We start from the raw sequence: 16907 nt of genomic DNA on the forward strand, positions 1-16907 counted from the left end.
CGCCAAGCCCACCCCCACGACCGGCCCGGCCACCACTCCCCCGGCCGGCGCGGTGGGCACGGCCGAGGAGAACGAGGTCGTGCGCCTGACCAACGCCGAGCGCGCCAAGGGCGGCTGCGCCCCGCTCAAGCACGACCCGCAGCTGCGCAAGGCCGCCTTCGGCCACTCCTCGGACATGGCCACCCGCGGCTACTTCAGCCACACCTCGCAGGACGGCCGCTCCTTCATGGACCGCATCCGCGCGGCCGGATTCACCGGCGGCACCGGCTGGGCCGAGAACATCGCGATGGGCCAGCGCACCCCCGCCTCGGTCGTCAGCGGCTGGATGAACAGCTCCGGCCACCGGGCCAACATCATGAACTGCAAGTACACGCTCATCGGGGTCGGCGCCGCCAAGAACGCCAAGGGCCAGATCTACTGGACCCAGAACTTCGCCGCCCGCTGACCCACCCGGCTCCCGTACGGTGCCCGCGCGCCAGGGCACCGTACGGGCTCACTCCTGGAACGGCCGCGGCCCCGCCGCGTTCTCCATCACCACCACGCGCGGCGCCACCCCCGTGATCGCCACGTGCAGGCCGAGCATGACGAAGTTGTAGGCGACGTGCACGGCGATGGCCGCGAGCAGCCCGTGCTCGAACATCACCAGGAACAGGAACATGCCCATGTACCAGGACCAGATCCACCCGATCAGCCCCTGGTAGAGGTGACCGTTGCGGAAGCGGCCGTTGCTGGTGAGCACGGCGGCGGCCACCGCCCAGGCGCCGAGGGTCAGCTGCTCGTGCAGCATCCCGAAGGTGGCGAAGTCGGCGACCGGCACGAGCACCTCGGTGAACAGCCACCGCACCGGGTGCAGATCGGCGAAGCCCAGCAGGACGAAGTCGGCGAACGTGGCTCCGGCGATGGCCGCGTAGAACAGCAGCCAGCGGAACGCGATCTCCTCCAGCGCGCTCTGGAACAGCATCCTGGCCGGCCCCAGCCGCATCACCTGCGCGCCCTCGACGCCGTACCAGGCGATCTGACGCTGGGCAAACCGTTGCCGGGGCGCCCGGATGAGCGTGAGCAGCAGCCCGGCCGCCAGGACCGGCCAGATCAGCGCCACCGAGGCGGTGAACGCCGTCCAGATCGGCTGGTCGAAGGTCCAGAACGTGCCGAGCTCGAACGGGATGACGTCCGGTGCGAGCCATTCGAGCGCCAGCACCAGGAGGGCGGAGAATCCCAAGCCGAAGGGGAGGATGCAGCAGGACAGGGCGAAGCCTAACAATGGCATGCCGGAGGCCCTTCTGAAGGTTCAGCCTCTTCCCATCATGCCGACAGAAATCCGCCGTTGTCAGGACGCGACCGGGCGGCGGAACAGACCCCTGGCGCGGAGGTCAGGCGGGCACCCGCCCGACGGCGGCGTCGATGCGCAGCTTCGGCATGCCGTCCATGAGCGGGATGTCGCCCTCGTCCGCGGCGGTGAGGCGCCAGTCCTGGACGGGCACGAGCCCGGGGCCGATCAGGTCGAAGCCGTCGAGCAGCGCCAGCACCTCGTCGTGCGAGCGGAACGTCGGGTGCGCCGGGGTGTTGGCGGTGGCCCGGTAGAGCTCGCCGAGCGCCTCGGGGTCGCTCTCGGACATCGCGTGCGAGAGCACGAGGTGGCTGCCGGGGGCCATGCGCTTGCGGAAGGCGCCGATGATCCCGGTCGGGTCCTCCTCGTGCTTGATGAAGTGGAAGATGCCGACGAGCAGCACCCCGACCGGCTGGTCGAAGTCGATCAGCCCGGTGACGTGCGGGTCGGACAGGATGTCGGCGGGCCGGCGCAGGTCGGCCTGGATGCTCTCCACGCCGGGCGAGTCGGCCAGCAGCACCTCGGCGTGCAGCCGCACCACCGGGTCGTAGTCGACGTAGATCACCCGGCAGGCCGGGTGCACCTCGCGGGCGACCTCGTGCACGCTGGGCGAGGTGGGGATGCCGGCGCCGACGTCGATGAACTGCCGCACGCCCTGCTCGGCCAGATGCCGTACGGCCCGCACCAGGAAGATCCGGTTGGCCCTGGCGACCAGCCGCGAGTCGGGCGCGACGGCCAGCAGCCGTTCGGCGACCGCCCGGTCGACCGCGATGTGATCCTTGCCGCCGAGCAGATAGTCGTAGACCCGGGCGGAACTCGGGACGCCGGGGTCGACGCCGGGCGGCACCCGCTCAAGCTCGGTCACGGAAGGATCTCCTTCGCCTCAAGCAGCTTGATCGACATGCTACTCGGTAAGGCGGGGAGGATGTGGGCATATCAGGCGGACAACGGGTTGACCCGCCGATGGTGCAACCCGACCACCGGCACCTCGTGCAGGCTGCCCGAATACAGGAACTGCGTCATACCGACCAGCAGCCGCCGCACGTCCTCCTGCGGGCGCACCACCAGGCGCAGGAACTGGCTGGTCGTGCCCAGCTTGTTGCCGCATTCGCGCACGTACACGCCGTGCTCGGCGAGCAGGTGGTCGCGCAGCGGCACCCCGTCGAACCCGGGCGGGAGCTTGACCAGCAGGAAGTTGCCCTGCGAGGCGAACACCGACAGCTCCGGCATGCAGCTGAGCTGCTGGAACATCGCCCGCCTGTCGTGGGCGAGGCGCCGCAGGCTCTCCTGGTACTCGGGCAGGCACTGCCTCATCATGAAGACGACGACCTCGGCGAAGGAGTTGAGGTTCCAGCGGGGCAGCGCGTCGCGCACCTTGCCGGCCAGCGCCGGGTTGGCCACCAGATAGCCGAAGCGGACGCCGTGCAGCCCGAAGTTCTTGCCGAGGCTGCGCAGCACGATGACGTTGGGCCGGACGGCGGCCTCGGCGGCCACCCCGGGATACGGCTCGGCGTCCACGAAGTCGCCGAACGACTCGTCGACGATCACCAGGTCGAGGTCGATGAGCCGGTCGAGCAGGTCGAGCACCTCGTGCTTGGGCAGGTAGCCGCCGTCGGGGTTGTTCGGGTTGCAGATGACCGCGACGCGCGAGCCCCGGGCGCGCACGAACGACACGTAGTCCCGTACGCCGAGGGCGAAGTTGCGGCTCTCCAGCAGCGGATACATGTCCACCCGCTTGCCGGTCTCCAGCGGCTGGTCGGTCCAGCGGCCGAAGGTGGGGATCGGCACCGCGAGGCTGTCGCGCACGAGCAGGTGGTCGATCCAGGTGATCAGCTCGGTGGACCCGTTGCCCATGGCCACCGTCTTGGGGTGCAGGCCGAGCGTGGCGCAGAGCTCGGCGGTGATCGTGCCGGCGTCGCTCGGGTAGAACTTGAGTATCGTCTCCAGGTTCCTGCCCAGGTGCTCGAAGATCTCCGGCGTGGGGAAGTACGGGTTGCACGGGATGCAGAAGTCCACCGGGGGCCGCTGCCCGCCCCAGTCGCGCAGCAGCGAGAAGTACGAAGGGCTGTGCGCCTGTGCGCGCAGAAGGCTGAGCTCCACGACACCTCCACGAGGCCTGACCGATGTGTGTAGGTACGCGTGGATGCGTGGAGCGGTTCAGCGGGGCGGCGCGGTCGACTCCCTGGACACCAGCCGCACGGCGATCCTGGTGTCGCGGCCGGTGAGGCCGGGCCGCTGGATGCGCTGCACGAGATGCCAGACGGCCTGCGCGCCCAGCAGCTCCTTGTCACTGGCGATCGTGGTGAGCGGCGGCGAGGCGTGCGCGGCCATCGCGATGTCGTCGTAGCCGATCACGCTGACGTCGCCGGGCACGCGCAGGCCGCGCTCGCGCAGCGCGGCGAGCGCGCCGAACGCCGATTCGTCGTTGACGCAGAAGACGGCGGTCGGCGGCACGGGCAGCCCGAGCAGTGCCGCCATCTGCTCGTGGCCGGTCTCGGAGGTGAAGTCGCCGCGCCGCACGTAGCCGGCGGGCGCGCGCAGCCCCCGCTCGGCCAGCGCCCGCCGGTAGCCGGCCAGCCTGCGGGCGGCGGGCAGCGCCCGCTCGTCGGCGGCGATGACGGCGGGCGGCGGGTCGGTGTGGCCGAGCTCCAGCAGGTGGCGGGTGGCCAGGTAGCCGCCGGTCTCGTCGTCGTGGCCGACGTGGTCGACGGGCAGGTCCTCGGCGGCGTGCTCCAGCAGCACGCAGGTGACGCCCGCGTCGAGGATGCGGCGCAACTGGTCGCGCGGCGCGGAGCTCAGCACGAGCAGGCCGCCGACCTGCTCGCGCGCCACGCACAGCGGCAGCCGGTCGCCGCGCGGCTGCACCACCTCGTAGGTCATCGACAACCCCAGCTCGGCGCACGCCTGCTGGGCGCCGAACAGGACCGGGGCGTAGTACGGGTTCGCCGGCGAGAACAGGTCGCTCACCCAGGAGACGAACCCGATCATCCCGCCCGGCGCGGCGGCGGCCCTGCGGGTGCGGGGCCGGTAGCCGAGCTCCTCGGCCGCCTGCCGCACGGCCGCCCCGGTGCCCGGGGACACCCAGGACTTGCCGGCGAACACCGCCGACGCCGTGCCGATCGCGACGCCCGCCCGCTCGGCGACCTCCTTGAGCGTGACCCGGCCCATCGGCTCCCCCTGGCACTGAAATCTTCAGCCGAGCTTACTGAACTTTCAACACGACAGGGAACGGACGAATGCGACATCATGCCTTCGGTGAAGCTTCGAACGCCTGTGACCGTCGCCGTCCTGCTGGCCACCTCGGCCTGCGGGCTGACGGGCCGGGCAGTACCACCCCCATCGGAAAGCCCGTCCGCGAGCCCGTCCGCGAGCCCGTCCGGCGCGCCGCCGGCGACGTCCCCCGCGCCGGCCACCCCGCCGGCGCGGGCCGCGCTGGCCGAGTCACGCAGCACGCTCACGCCGGACCTGAAGATGGAGGTCACCGGCCTGAACCGGATGGGCGGCGAGCACCTGGCCGTTCAGATGCGGCTCACCAACACCGGCACCGGCACCGGCATCCCGTGGACCGGTCAGCTCGGCGACGAGACCCGGCCGCTGGGCGAGATCCGCTGGGCCTCGGGGATCGGCGTGCTCGACGCGGCGGCGCGCTCCTGGATCCTGCCCTACCAGCCGGCCGGCTCCCCGTGCCTGTGCAGCGACCAGCGACGCGACGATCTGCCGTACTCCCTCGACCCCGGGCAGTCGGTCGACCTGTACGCGATCCTGCCCGCGCCGGCCGGCTCCCCCGCCACCGCCACGGTGGTCACCCCGGCGGGCCCGCCCATGCCGGACGTGCCGATCAGCGACGAGCCTCCCGTCACCCCGCCCGGCGTCACCCTTCCCGACCCCGCCGACGGGCAGGTCACCACCCTGATCCGCCGGATCGTGACGCCGTCGGAGTCGCCGGACCGCTCGGAGGAGACCGCCGACGACGGCACCGACCTGCGCGTCAGCCTCTCCTCCGACGTGCTGTTCGCGCTGAACCGGGCCACGCTCACCGCCAGGGCCAAGGCGGTGCTGGCGCGCACCGCCGGGCTCGTCGACGCCTCCCCCGGCGGCATCGTCACGGTCGAGGGGCACGCCGACTCCTCCGGCACCCACGCCGTCAACGACCCGCTGTCGGTGCGCCGCGCCCAGGCGGTCCGCGCGGCGCTGTCCGCGCTGGTCACCCGGGACGGCGTCGGTTTCACGGCCCGGGGGTACGGATCGCGGCGGCCGCTGTACGACAACGGCACCGACGAGGGCAGGAGGCGCAACCGGCGGGTCACGGTGACGTTCGCCAAGCCGGAGCCCGCACCGGCGGCGAGCCCGTCCGCCGAGGCCGCCGCGACGCCGGCGGACACCGGCCTGACGGGCTCCACCAAGGCCGACGGCCAGCCGATCGGCCTGGAGGTGACGGGCCTGCGGCGGCTGTCCGGCGGGCTCGGCCTGCTCACCTACCGGGTGACGAATCAGGGCGACGCCGAGGCCTGGTACAACGAGCTGCATCACGCCAAGGACTGGATGTCGTTCAAGTACCAGTCGGCCGCCAACGTCACGCTGACCGACGAGGCGGGGCGGCGGCGTTACCTGCCGGGCCGGCTCCAGGTGCCGGCCGGGAACGGCGGCGTCGACTCCTACTGCGCGTGCACCGGCGTGTCCGGGGTGCGCCTGGCCGGCGAGAAGTTCGCGCCGGGGCAGGAGCGGGAGTTCTGGGGGCTGTTCGAGCTGCCCGCGACGGCGCCGGAGGTCACCGTCAAGATCGCCGACTTCGGTGCGCTGCGCGTCCCCGTCGGCGGGTGACGGCTCTCCCGGGCAAGAGCGGCGCCCGGCCCCTCACCCACGTGAGGGACCGGGCGTCCTCGCGATCGGCTACCGGCGGTGGTGACGGCCGTAGACCTTGACCCAGTCGGTGTCGTCCGACGCCTCCAGGTGGCGCGAGCCCTCGAAGACCGCGCGCCAGGTGCCCGAGGAGCGGGCCTCGACCCTGGTGTGGAAGTAGCCGTCGCGGCCGGTCTTCAGCGTGTCGACGTACTCCCACCGGCCGCTGTAGGACGGCTTGAAGAGGATGACGATCCGCTTCCAGCCGAGGCGGTGCCAGCTGCCTTCCTTGCAGCGGTTGTCGTGCAGGACCGCGACGAAGCCGTTGATGTAGTCCTCGTCGCACTGCACGGACAGCTTGCCCTCGATCGTCAGCGGCTTGCCGCGCCAGGCAGGCTCCGGATTGACGTCCAGGTCGAGGCGGGTTTGGCCACTGTCGTAGCCGGGGTCGGCCATAGCGGGTGCGGCCGCGCCCGCGAGCACCGAGGCGCCCACGGCGGCCGCCGCCACTCCGGCGGCGAGACGTCGCATCATGAAACTGACTTCCTTCCCCGTATCGGACGCGCACCGGACGGCACACGTCACCGTCCAATGACGCGTAAGGGTAAGGAAAGGTTGTGAAGTAGCTGTCACAATTTCACAACGACAATTCCGGAGATGCCCTTTATGTAGTTATATTTGCGCTTTTATCCGGTTATTTGGTGGCTTTTGGAGAGGTCGGGTGCGTAGCGGCCGGTGCCCTCGTACCGGACCCGCCAGTAGCCGCCCGCCCGGTCCCGCACCGTGTGCGTGAAGGAACCCTTGGCGTCGGTGGTGGCGTACGCGGTGTGCGACCACTCGGCGGACGGGCTCTCCCGCCACAGGATCTCCACCCGCTGCCTGCCGAACGGCGCGAACCCGGTCAGGCCACGCCCGTCGACCCTCTTCAGCGAGCCGTGCAGCCGCACGCCCTCGGCGTGACGGGCCCGCTCCACCTCGACCTCCGTCAGCCGCGTCTCCCGCTTGAGCTGGAACGACTCGTACGCGGTCACGCTCGTGCCGTTCGGCCCCTTGGCGGTCGCGGCGATCGTCCAGGTGCCGGCCGGGTAGAAGCGGGTCAGCTCCTTGTCCGGCAGGAAGCGCCAGGTCTGCCAGCCGTCGCTCACCAGCAGCGGGCTCGGCGCCAGCCGCCACACCAGCCGCCCCGGCACCTCCGGAGCCCCCTCGGCGCCCGCCTCGGCCCGGCCCGCGCCCGAGCCCTGGGCGCCCCCCTCGGGCCGCAAGGCGCCCGCCGCCGACCGCACGGCCTCGGCCGCCGACCGCACCACGTCAGCCCCCGACCGGATGACATCCGCCCCGGAGCCGGCGCCCTCCGCGCCGGAACCGCCCGTGTCCGTGGCGGGGGGGGTGCCCGGGTCGGCCGGGGGCATCGCGCCGGTGTCCGGGCGGCCCCCGGCGGCGTCCGCCTCCGGGGCCAGGACGTGGGGCGGGCCGGGCGGCGACGGCCGTTCGGCGCCGGCGGGCGGGGCTCCGGGCTCGACCGAGACGGTCACCCCGTCACGCCCACGCACCCCCTTGGCGACCACGTCGATCACGAGGCGGACGGAGTTGCCGGCTCCGACCACCGGAGCGGCAGGCCGTACGGTGATCTCCCGGATGGCGAGCTCGGTCGCGGCGGAGGACGCCGGTGCGGGCACCGTGAGCGCACCCGCCGCGAGCGAGACGAGAAGAAGGCTTCTGGTCATGATCAAGACGGTAGGAACCGGCCGGTAATGACCGGGACCACGACACACGCCCCCAATGGCAAAGGTCAGGCGTCGTACAGCCCGGCGATGAGGTCGGCGTACCTGGCGTGCACCACCCGCCGCTTCAGCTTGAGGCTGGGCGTCAGCTCCTCGGTCTCGGCGGTCCACTCGGTGCCGAGCAGCGCCCACCGCTTGACCTGCTGGACCCTGGCGAGCTTGGCGTTGGCCGTCTCGACCGCCGCCTCGACCTCCTTCAGCACGTCGGGGTGGGCGGCCAGGTCGGCGAGCGTGGTGAACGGGATGCCGCGCGCCTGCGCCCAGCCGGGCGCGACCTCGCCGTCGAGGGTGAGCACGGCCACCGGGTGGGGCCGGTTGTCGCCGTAGGCGAGGGCCTGGCCGATGAGGGGGTGCTCCTTGAGGTGGTTCTCGATCTCGGCCGGGGAGATGTTCTCGCCCCCGGCGGTGATGATCAGCTCCTTCTTGCGGTCGACGACCCGGTAGAAGCCGTCGGCGTCGACGGCGCCGATGTCGCCGGTGTGCAGCCAGCCGTCGGCGTCGATGAGCTCGGCGGTGGCCTCGGGGCGGCCGAGGTAGCCGGTGGTGTTGAGCGGGCTGCGGGTGAGGAGCTCGCCGTCCTCGGCGATGCGCACCTCGACGCCCGGCTCGGCGCGGCCGACGGTACCCAGCCGGTAGCAGGTGGGCCCGTTGCCGGTGAAGGCCCCCGTCGTCTCGGTCATCCCGTACACGTCGATGACCTTCAGCCCGAGCCCGGCGTAGAAGCGCTGCACCTCGCCGGCGAGCGGGGCCGCTCCGGTGGCGGTCCACCGGGCGCGGTCGAAGCCGATCATGCCGCGGATGACGGACAGGAGTGAGGTGTCGGCCTGCTCGTAGGCGGCCTGGATCTCGGGGGTGACGGTGCCGCCGTACTGGCCCGCCTCGACGTAGGCGGCGCCCGCCGCCATGGCCTGCCGTACGGCCTCCTGCTGCTCCTCGGGCTGGGTGGCCAGGACGGCGAGCAGGCGGGCCATCATCTTCTCCCACACGCGCGGCACGCCGAAGAACAGCATCGGCCTGACCTGCCCGAGCGTGGCGCCGAGGTTGGCCAGGTCGGTGCAGAAGTACACGTGGGAGACCTTGACCAGCGGCAGGTAGAGGCTGAGGACCCGCTCGGCGATGTGCGCGTAGGTGAGATAGGAGATCTGGGTGCCGAGCAGCGGCAGCGCGGCCATCCGGTCGGTCGACTCCACCTCGTAGAAGATGTTGGTGTGGCTGAGCGGCACGCCCTTGGGCATGCCGGTGGTGCCGGAGGTGTAGAGGACGGTGACGACGTCGGCCGGGGTGACGGCGCGCCATCTGGCCTCGACGGCGGCGGGGTCGGCGGCCAGGCGGGCGCGGCCCAGGTCGAGGAAGTCCTGCCAGGACATGAACCGGTCGCCGTCAGGCGCCCCCTCCAGCATGATGATCTTGCGGAGGCCGGGCAGCCGGTCCAGCGCGGGCTCCCAGCGGGCGAGTTCGGCGGGTCCGCCGAGCACCGCGTAGCGGGCGCCGACGTCACCGGCGACGAAGGCGATCTGGTCGGGCGCGAACGTGGAGTAGACGGTGCAGCCGACGCCGCCCGCGTGCACGGCGCCCAGGTCGGCCAGCACGTGCTCGCTCCGGTTGACCATCATCAGCGCCACCGTCTCGCCCGGCTCCAGCCCGAGCGCGGCGAAGGCGGCGGCGATCTCCAGCACCCGCCCGCGCGCCTCGGAGTAGGTGAGCGTGGCCCAGCCGCCCTCGATCGGGTCGGAGTAGGCCGGGGCGTCGGGGTGGCTCTCGGCGACCTGCCTGAGCTGCTCGCACACGGTGCGACCGGCGATGAGCCGCTCGATCTCCGCCCGGACTTCGAGGACTTCTGCCATGGCGCGGGCCTCCAGTCAGCGACCACTTACACATTTGGCATGCATCGCACCACACCGCGCGGGTAGCGGCAAGAGTCTGGCCGATCCGTGACGTAGAGTAATCTTTCACATTCTCGCAGTGACCATCGGGGGCTCGGATGAGTAACGGCGGCAGGACGTTCTTCGGTCACCCGTGGGCCCTGGCGACGTTGTTCGGCACCGAGATGTGGGAGCGGTTCAGCTGGTACGGGCTGCGCGCCATCCTGGCGACGTTCATGGTGGCCTCCCCCGCCAACCAGGGGCTGGGCATGACCGAGGAGACCGCGCAGGCGGTCGTCGGCATCTACGGCGCGCTGATCTACCTGGTGGCGCTGCCCGGCGGCTGGATCGCCGACCGCATCCTCGGGCCGCGCAGGTCGGTGTTCTGGGGCGGCTTCGTCATCATGTGCGGCCACATCAGCATGGCCCTCCCGGTCCAGGGGCCGGTCTTCGTGGTGCTCGGCCTGCTGCTGATCATCGCCGGCACCGGCCTGCTCAAGCCGAACATCTCGGTCATGGTGGGCAAGCTCTACCCGGACGACGCCGACGCGCGCAGGGACGCCGGGTTCTCGCTGTTCTACCTGGGCATCAACCTGGGCGCGTTCTTCGCGCCGATCGTGGTCGGCTGGCTGGCCGCCGGTGACCGCTGGCACCTGGGCTTCGGCGCGGCGGCGGTCGGCATGGCGCTGGGCCTGCTGCAGTACGCCTGGGGCGGGCGCCGCAGCCTGCGCGGCGTCGGCGACCGGCCGGGCATGCCGCTCTCCCCGGCCGAGCTGCGCCGCTTCGGCCTGCTGACGGCCGCCGCGGTGGCGGTCGTGGCCGTGGCGCTGGCGGCGTGGGCGGCGACCGGCACGCTCACGCTCAGCCGGTTCACGCTCGTGGTGACGATCGTGATCCTGGCCGTGCCCGTCGTCTACTTCGGCTACATCATGCTCGGCAGCCACGACCTGACCGAGGACGAGCGGTCGAGGATGAAGGCCTACATCTGGCTGTTCGTCGCCGCCGCGATCTTCTGGATGATCTACGACCTGGCGCCGAGCAAGCTGCTGTTCTTCGCGCAGAACAACACCGACCTGTCGCTGTTCGGCGTGCCGATCCAGGCGGCGACCACGCAGTCGTTCAACCCGCTGTTCATCATGATCTTCGTGCCGGTGTTCGCGGCGCTCTGGGTCAAGCTGGGCAACCGGGTGAGCACGCCGCAGAAGTTCTCCTTCGCGCTGGTCATGGTGGGCATCAGCTTCGTCATCATGGCGCTGGCGGCCTCGCTGGCGCAGAGCGGCCGGGTGTCGGTCTGGTGGCTGGTGCTGGTCTACCTGGTTCAGGTGTTCGGCGAGCTGTCGCTCAGCCCGGTCGGGCTCTCGGTCACCACCAAGCTGGCGCCGCAGGCGTTCAAGGGGCAGATGCTCGGCGTGTGGTTCATCGCGGTGTCGGTGGGCGACGCCGTCGGCGGGCAGACCGGGCGGCTCGGCAACGTGATGTCCGAGCCGGCCTACTACCTGCTGCTGGCGGCACTGGCGATCATCGCCGGGCTGGCGCTGTTCATGTTCACCCGCAAGCTGCGGGAGATGATGTCCGAGCACCATGTGCCCGCTGTGCCGCCCATCCGGTAGACATTGCCAACGTGTCAGAACTTCTCGATCTCGCCGGCATCTTCGTCTTCGCCCTCTCCGGCGCCCTCATGGGGGTGCGCAAACGGCTCGACGTGGTCGGCATGGCGGTGCTCGCCGAGATGACCGCGCTGGGCGGCGGCATTGTCCGCGACCTGGTGCTCAACGTGCGGCCCGCCGCCTTCCAGAGCCTCGGTTACGTGCTGGTGCCGGTCGCCGCCACCGCCGTGGTCTACTTCTGGCACCCGCACGTGGCCCGGGTCATGCCCGCCATCCTCGTCCTCGACGCCGCCGGGCTCGGCCTGTTCTGCGCCGTCGGCACGGCCAAGGCCCTGGAGTACGGGCTGAGCCCGCTGCACGCCGCGCTCCTGGGCGTGGTCACGGCGGTGGGCGGCGGCATGCTCCGCGACGTCCTGGCCGGGGAGATCCCCACCCTGCTGTACGACCGGCAGCTGTACGCGCTGCCCGCGCTGATGGGTTCGGCCGCCATGGCCATCCTCTCGGCGGTCGGCCTGCACGGCTGGCCCGCCACGCTGGGCGCCGCCCTTCTCGCCTTCGGCCTGCGCATCGCCGCCATGCGCCTCAACTGGCGCGCCCCGCTGGCCAGGGGGCTGACCGAGTGAGAGCCGCTCACACCATCGGGCTGAGGGAGTCCGGCACCCGGGTGGGTCCGACGGGGCCGTGCCGGTGGGCGGCCGCGATCCGGGTGACCGCCTCCTCCAGGAGCTGGGGCGGCAGCGTGTACGGCAGCCGCAGGTAACCCTCCAGCGCGCCCTCCAGGCCGAACCACGGGCCCGGCGCGAGCCGTACCCCATGGCCGGCGGCCGCCTCGGCGAGGGAGACGGCGGAGCCGGAGCCGAGCCGGATCCACAGCGTGCCGCCGCCGCGCGGCACCGCGAACTCCCAGTCTGGCAGCCGCGCGCGCAGCGCCGTCACCAGGGCGTCGCGGGAGGCGCGCAGGGCGCGGCGGCGCTCGGCCCTGGTCTCCTCCAGCCGGTCGAACAGCCGCGCCACGACGAGCTGCTCCAGCACCGGGCTGGCGATGTCGGCGGCGGCCCGGTGCAGCGCCATGCGGCGGGCCAGCGCGGCCGTGGTGCGGATCCAGCCGATGCGCAGCCCGCCCCACCACAGCTTGGACGCCGAGCCGATGCTGACCACCCGGCCGTCGGTGTCGAAGGCCGCCATGGGGGCGGTGCGCGGCACGTCGTCCAGCGCCAGCTCCGACCAGGTCTCGTCGACGAGGAGCGTGGTGCCGCAGCGCCGGGCCGCGCCGGCGAGGAGGGCCCGGGTGGCGTCGTCCATGAGCGCGCCGGTCGGGTTCTGGAAGTCGGGCATCAGGTAGGCCAGGCGGGCGGCGTGCTGGCGCATCGCGGCGGCCACCAGGTCGGGCTGCCAGCCCTCGTGGGTGACGCCGACGGGGACGATCCGGGCGCCGCGCAGCCGGACCGCGTCGATGGCGTGCGGGTAGGTGGGCGACTCGACCACCACGGGGTCGCCCGGCCCGGTCAGCACGCCCAGGACGAGCTGGATGGCGTGCTGGGAGCCGGTGGTGACGACGATCTGCTCGGGCCGGGTGGCCAGGCCGCGCCCGGTGTAGTGGGCGGCGATCCGCTCGCGCAGCTCCGGCAGGCCGAGCGCGTGGTAGCCGTTGCCCATCCCGTAGCGGGGCATGTCCTCGACGGCGGCGGCCATGGCCTCGCCGAGCGCGGAGGGCGCGGGCGGCGCGGCGGCCTGCATCTGGATCAGGCCGCCGTCGTCGACGGCCAGCCACGGGTTGTCGGCGGACACGGCGGGGTCGGGCAGCGCCGTCCAGCTTCCCGACCCCTGCCTGCTCTCCAGGTAGCCGCGTTCGCGCAGCAGGTCGTAGGCGGCCGTCACGGTGGTGCGGCTGACCCGCAGGGTGCCGGCCAGGTGCCGCTCGGCGGGCATGCGTACCCGCACCGGGATCCGCCCGTCCAGCACGAGCGCGCGCACGGCGTCGGCGAGCGCCCGGTAGTAGGGCCGCGCGCCCGGCGGGACGTCGACCAGCCGGGCCACCTGCTGAGCCGACAAATGCTGCATAAGGCCACTTTTCACGATTGGCCCTGTTATGGCAAGCGACGGGCGTGCCACCCTGGGGCCATCATGAGCGAAGCGACTGTCACCCGGATCGGCTCCCTGCCCACGCGCCTCCTGCGCCTGTACGGCGGCCTGGCTCTCTACGGCACCGGCATCGGCCTGCAGGTCGAATCAGGGCTCGGCAACGGCCCCTGGGACGTCTTCCACCAGGGCGTGGCCCGCTGGACCGGCCTGAGCATCGGGACCGTGATCATCATCGTCGGCGCGCTGGTGATGTTCGCCTGGATCCCGCTGCGGCAGCGGCCGGGCCTGGGCACGATCAGCAACGTGATCTTCGTGGGCCTGTTCGCCGACGCCGCCATCTTCCTGCTGCCCAGCTCCCCCGCCCCGCTGCTCGGCTGGCTGTACGTGGCGCTCGGCGTCTCGGCGATCGCGCTGGCCACCGTGCTCTACATCAGCGCCGGGATGGGCGCCGGCCCGCGTGACGGCGTCATGACCGGCCTGGTCCGGCTCGGCCTGTCGGTCCGGCTGAGCCGCTTCCTCATCGAGATCACCGTGCTCGCCGCCGGCTGGCTGCTCGGCGGCCTGGTGGGGCTCGGCACGCTGGTGTTCGCACTCGCGGTGGGCCCGCTGACCCAGCTCTTCACCCGGTGGATCCCGCTGCGGTGAGCGCCCGGCCGGACCGGTCATGACGCGACACGACCGGTCCGGCCGCGTGTAGCGTCGGAGGCATGCGGATCGAGGACTACGCGCTCATCGGCGACATGCAGTCGGCGGCCCTGGTTGGCAGGGACGGCTCCATCGACTGGCTCTGCCTGCCCAGGTTCGACTCCCCGGCCTGTTTCGCGGGCCTGCTCGGCAGTGACCGCAACGGCCACTGGTGGCTGGGGCCCACCGGGAGGAAACCGGCCGACCGGCGCCGCTACCGGCCCGAGACGCTCATCCTGGAGAGCGAGTGGGACACCCCCACCGGCACCGTCCGGGTGATCGACTTCATGCCGGCTCGTGACGTCAACCCGGACGTGGTCCGCATCGTGGAGGGCGTGTCCGGCACCGTGGAGATGTCCACCCAGCTGCGGGTGCGCTTCGACTACGGCCGGATCGTGCCGTGGATGCGCCGCTCCGACGGCCACCTCCAGGCGGTCGGCGGCCCCGACTCGGTCTGGCTGCACTCCCCCGTGCCACTCAAGGGCGGCGACTACGCGCACGTGGCGACGTTCGAGGTCAAGGAGGGAGACCGGCTGCCGTTCGTGTTCACCTGGCATCCGTCGCACGAGCCGATGCCGCCGCAGATCCACTGCGAGAACCAGCTCGCCGAGACCGAGGCCATGTGGGCCGAATGGGTCTCCCGCTGCACCTACGACGGCCCCTGGCGCGAGGCCGTGGTCCGCTCGCTGATCACGCTGAAGGCCCTCACTTACGCGCCCACCGGCGGCATCGTGGCCGCCCCCACCACCTCACTGCCCGAGGACCTGGGCGGCGTGCGCAACTGGGACTACCGCTTCTGCTGGCTGCGCGACGCCACGCTGACGCTCGACGCCCTGATCGGCTCCGGCTACCTGGAGGAGGCCGGCGCCTGGCGGTCGTGGCTGCTGCGCGCGATCGCCGGCCGCCCGCAGGACCTGCAGATCATGTACGGGGTCGCGGGCGAGCGCCGGCTGCCGGAGCTGGAGCTCGACTGGCTGGAGGGCTACGAGCGCTCCCGGCCGGTCAGGATCGGCAACCAGGCGGTCAACCAGCTCCAGCTCGACGTCTACGGCGAGGTGATGAGCTGCCTCTACCTCTCGCGCACCTCCGGCCTGGCCCCCGACGACCGCGGCTGGGCCGTCCAGCGCGAGCTGCTCAACTACGTCGAGGAGCACTGGGACGAGCCGGACGAGGGCCTGTGGGAGGTCCGCGGCCCGCGCCGCCACTTCGTGCACTCCAAGATGATGTGCTGGGCGGCACTCGACCGGGCCGTGAAGTACGTCGAGAACTTCGGCCGCACCGGCCCCGTCGACCGGTGGCGGGCGCTGCGCGAGAAGGTCCACGCCGAGATCTGCGACAAGGGCTACGACGCCACGCGCAACACCTTCACCCAGTCCTACGGCTCCCACGAGCTCGACGCCTCGCTGCTGCTGATGCCGATCATCGGCTTCCTGCCGCCGAACGACCCCCGCATGATCGGCACCGTGGCCGCCATCGAGAAGGAGCTCATGTCGGAGGGGTTCGTGCTGCGCTACCCGGTGGCGGAGGACAACGACGTCGACGGGCTGCCGGGCGGCGAGGGCGCGTTCCTGGCGTGCAGCTTCTGGCTGGTGGAGGTGATGGCCATGCAGGGCCGCCGCGACGAGGCGTGCGAGCTGTTCGAGCGGCTGCTGTCGCTGCGCAACGACCTCGGGCTGCTCGCGGAGGAGTACGACCCGCGCTACGACCGGCTGGTGGGCAACTTCCCGCAGGCGTTCTCGCACGTCCCGCTGATCCACGCGGCCCGCGCGCTCGACGGCGACCCGCGTGAGCCCAGGTCGCTGGACGAGCCGCCGCGCGAGACCTAGACGGCCAGCCGGGCCAGCACCCGCGCGAACTCCGGCGGCGGGGCCACGACCAGGCGGGTCTGGTTCCGCCGCCGCACGATGTCGGCCCTGATGAGGGTCAGCCGCCCGTCGTGCCACCAGTGCACCTGCGGGCTGAGCCCGCCGGTGCGGGCCGCGTGCAGACGCAGCCGCTCGATCGCCCGCACCACGCCGATCCCGTCGACCGGGTGCACGAGCAGCGTGTACGGGTCGGGCAGCACGACCATGACCCCGTCGGCGGGCACCGGCAGGTAGCCGTCCAGCCAGCGCAGGTGCGTGGCGGCGGCCGGGATGCGGCCGGTCAGCCGGGTCACCGGGGTGCCGGACAGCTCGATGGACTCCACCGACAGCTTGTCGTCCAGCCGGACGTTGGAGACGGCCAGCTCCAGCGCCTGCCCGGTCGGCAGCGGCCAGCAGCCGGCCTCCTCGGGGCGCACCGGCCGGGAGCCGACGGTGAGCAGCTCCACCACGTCGCCGTTGAGGTGGCGGCCCACCACCCGGGTCAGGTCGGGGACCTCGTCCACCGCCTCCACCCGGGTCCGCAGCAGCGGCCTGACCTGGTCCAGGTCGCACACGTCGAGCAGCTCGTCGGTCGCCGCGACGGCGCCGGCCAGGTGCTCGGAGACCAGCGTGGGCCAGTCCTCGCGGGCCCGGCGGCCCGCCTCGCGGCGCAGCCCGGTGAGCCTGACCAGGATCTCCCGGCCGCCGCCGAGCGTCAGTGAGGCGCCGTCGGCGGCGAAGCGGCAGGTGTAGCCGAGCGAATCGGCGACGAGGGCGAGCAGCGAGTCGAGGTCGACGTCCTCGATCGCCCGGCGTGAGGGCTCCCGGTCACGTTTGAAGAAGTTCACGCGCCGCATCCCCTCATGTCCGGTTCGTCCCCT

At 72.2% G+C, this 16907-nt stretch carries 15 protein-coding genes; 6 read left to right on the forward strand and 9 right to left on the reverse strand.

The genetic code is table 11. The features are described from left to right. The coding region (locus ADY59_RS28230) for a CAP domain-containing protein (protein WP_049567975.1) at positions 1–445 on the forward strand (445 nt) is incomplete at its 5' end. A 48-nt stretch (positions 446–493) separates the two neighbouring features. Here ADY59_RS28230 and ADY59_RS28235 read toward each other — a convergent pair. From ADY59_RS28235 to ADY59_RS28250, 4 genes are all read right to left on the reverse strand, one after another. Further along, complete coding sequence (locus tag ADY59_RS28235; protein ID WP_156325786.1) at positions 494–1267, reverse strand: hypothetical protein; 774 nt, start codon at positions 1265–1267, stop codon at positions 494–496. Positions 1268–1370: 103 nt separating this feature from the next. Beyond that, positions 1371–2192, reverse strand: coding sequence for an SAM-dependent methyltransferase (locus ADY59_RS28240; protein ID WP_049567981.1), 822 nt, complete (start codon positions 2190–2192; stop codon positions 1371–1373). Between the two features lie 71 nt (positions 2193–2263). After that, positions 2264–3427, reverse strand: coding sequence for a pyridoxal phosphate-dependent aminotransferase (locus ADY59_RS28245; RefSeq protein WP_063780807.1), 1164 nt, complete (start codon positions 3425–3427; stop codon positions 2264–2266). Positions 3428–3484: 57 nt separating this feature from the next. Next, positions 3485–4495, reverse strand: coding sequence for a LacI family DNA-binding transcriptional regulator (locus ADY59_RS28250; protein ID WP_049567984.1), 1011 nt, complete (start codon positions 4493–4495; stop codon positions 3485–3487). 87 nt (positions 4496–4582) lie between these two features. Between ADY59_RS28250 and ADY59_RS47690 the strand changes: the two genes are divergently transcribed. After that, positions 4583–6148: an OmpA family protein gene (locus tag ADY59_RS47690; RefSeq protein WP_197093901.1), complete on the forward strand. Its 1566-nt coding sequence runs from the start codon at positions 4583–4585 to the stop codon at positions 6146–6148. Between the two features lie 69 nt (positions 6149–6217). On the opposite strand, the gene ADY59_RS28260 is transcribed toward ADY59_RS47690, so the two are convergent. The 3 genes from ADY59_RS28260 to ADY59_RS28270 form a co-directional block, all read right to left on the reverse strand. Beyond that, the gene (locus ADY59_RS28260) at positions 6218–6700 is read right to left on the reverse strand and encodes a hypothetical protein (RefSeq protein WP_156325787.1); all 483 of its coding nucleotides are present in this window, start codon (positions 6698–6700) and stop codon (positions 6218–6220) included. A gap of 152 nt (positions 6701–6852) precedes the next feature. Next, on the reverse strand, positions 6853–7890 hold the full coding sequence (locus ADY59_RS28265; RefSeq protein ID WP_049567990.1) for a hypothetical protein: 1038 nt from the start codon (positions 7888–7890) through the stop codon (positions 6853–6855). Between the two features lie 65 nt (positions 7891–7955). After that, a complete protein-coding gene (locus ADY59_RS28270; protein WP_049567993.1) occupies positions 7956–9791 on the reverse strand; it encodes an AMP-dependent synthetase/ligase in 1836 nt (611 codons plus the stop codon). 137 nt (positions 9792–9928) lie between these two features. On the opposite strand from ADY59_RS28270, the gene ADY59_RS28275 reads away from it, so the two are divergent. Next, positions 9929–11419, forward strand: a complete 1491-nt coding sequence (locus ADY59_RS28275) for a peptide MFS transporter (protein WP_082310474.1) — start codon at positions 9929–9931, stop codon at positions 11417–11419. An 11-nt stretch (positions 11420–11430) separates the two neighbouring features. Continuing rightward, positions 11431–12039 carry a trimeric intracellular cation channel family protein gene (locus ADY59_RS28280; protein WP_082310475.1) on the forward strand — a complete coding sequence of 203 codons (609 nt, stop codon included), beginning with the start codon at positions 11431–11433 and terminating at the stop codon, positions 12037–12039. 7 nt (positions 12040–12046) lie between these two features. On the opposite strand, the gene yczR is transcribed toward ADY59_RS28280, so the two are convergent. Then, entirely contained in the window at positions 12047–13477 is a 1431-nt protein-coding gene (gene yczR, locus ADY59_RS28285; RefSeq protein ID WP_049567996.1) for a MocR-like transcription factor YczR, read from the reverse strand. 63 nt (positions 13478–13540) lie between these two features. Between yczR and yczE the strand changes: the two genes are divergently transcribed. Together yczE and ADY59_RS28295 are read left to right on the forward strand one after the other, a co-directional pair. Continuing rightward, a complete protein-coding gene (yczE, locus tag ADY59_RS28290; protein WP_049568000.1) occupies positions 13541–14143 on the forward strand; it encodes a membrane protein YczE in 603 nt (200 codons plus the stop codon). Between the two features lie 62 nt (positions 14144–14205). Beyond that, positions 14206–16008: a glycoside hydrolase family 15 protein gene (locus ADY59_RS28295; RefSeq protein WP_049568003.1), complete on the forward strand. Its 1803-nt coding sequence runs from the start codon at positions 14206–14208 to the stop codon at positions 16006–16008. Here ADY59_RS28295 and ADY59_RS28300 read toward each other — a convergent pair. Then, the gene (locus ADY59_RS28300) at positions 16005–16874 is read right to left on the reverse strand and encodes a hypothetical protein (RefSeq protein WP_049568074.1); all 870 of its coding nucleotides are present in this window, start codon (positions 16872–16874) and stop codon (positions 16005–16007) included. The two genes, ADY59_RS28295 and ADY59_RS28300, sit on opposite strands and share 4 nt — an antisense overlap. Between the last annotated feature and the right edge of the window lie 33 nt (positions 16875–16907).

It is taken from the genome of Nonomuraea sp. SBT364 (genome assembly GCF_001083785.1).
Classification (GTDB): Bacteria; Actinomycetota; Actinomycetes; order Streptosporangiales; family Streptosporangiaceae; genus Nonomuraea.

Coding starts and splice junctions, on each gene's coding strand:
- ADY59_RS28295 (WP_049568003.1), top strand. CDS start 14,206: ATGCGGATCGAGGACTACGCGCTCATCGGCGACATGCAGTCGGCGGCC.
- ADY59_RS28235 (WP_156325786.1), bottom strand. CDS start 1,267: ATGCCATTGTTAGGCTTCGCCCTGTCCTGCTGCATCCTCCCCTTCGGC.
- ADY59_RS28275 (WP_082310474.1), top strand. CDS start 9,929: ATGAGTAACGGCGGCAGGACGTTCTTCGGTCACCCGTGGGCCCTGGCG.
- yczR (WP_049567996.1), bottom strand. CDS start 13,477: ATGCAGCATTTGTCGGCTCAGCAGGTGGCCCGGCTGGTCGACGTCCCG.
- ADY59_RS28265 (WP_049567990.1), bottom strand. CDS start 7,890: ATGACCAGAAGCCTTCTTCTCGTCTCGCTCGCGGCGGGTGCGCTCACG.
- yczE (WP_049568000.1), top strand. CDS start 13,541: ATGAGCGAAGCGACTGTCACCCGGATCGGCTCCCTGCCCACGCGCCTC.
- ADY59_RS28250 (WP_049567984.1), bottom strand. CDS start 4,495: ATGGGCCGGGTCACGCTCAAGGAGGTCGCCGAGCGGGCGGGCGTCGCG.
- ADY59_RS28260 (WP_156325787.1), bottom strand. CDS start 6,700: ATGATGCGACGTCTCGCCGCCGGAGTGGCGGCGGCCGCCGTGGGCGCC.
- ADY59_RS28270 (WP_049567993.1), bottom strand. CDS start 9,791: ATGGCAGAAGTCCTCGAAGTCCGGGCGGAGATCGAGCGGCTCATCGCC.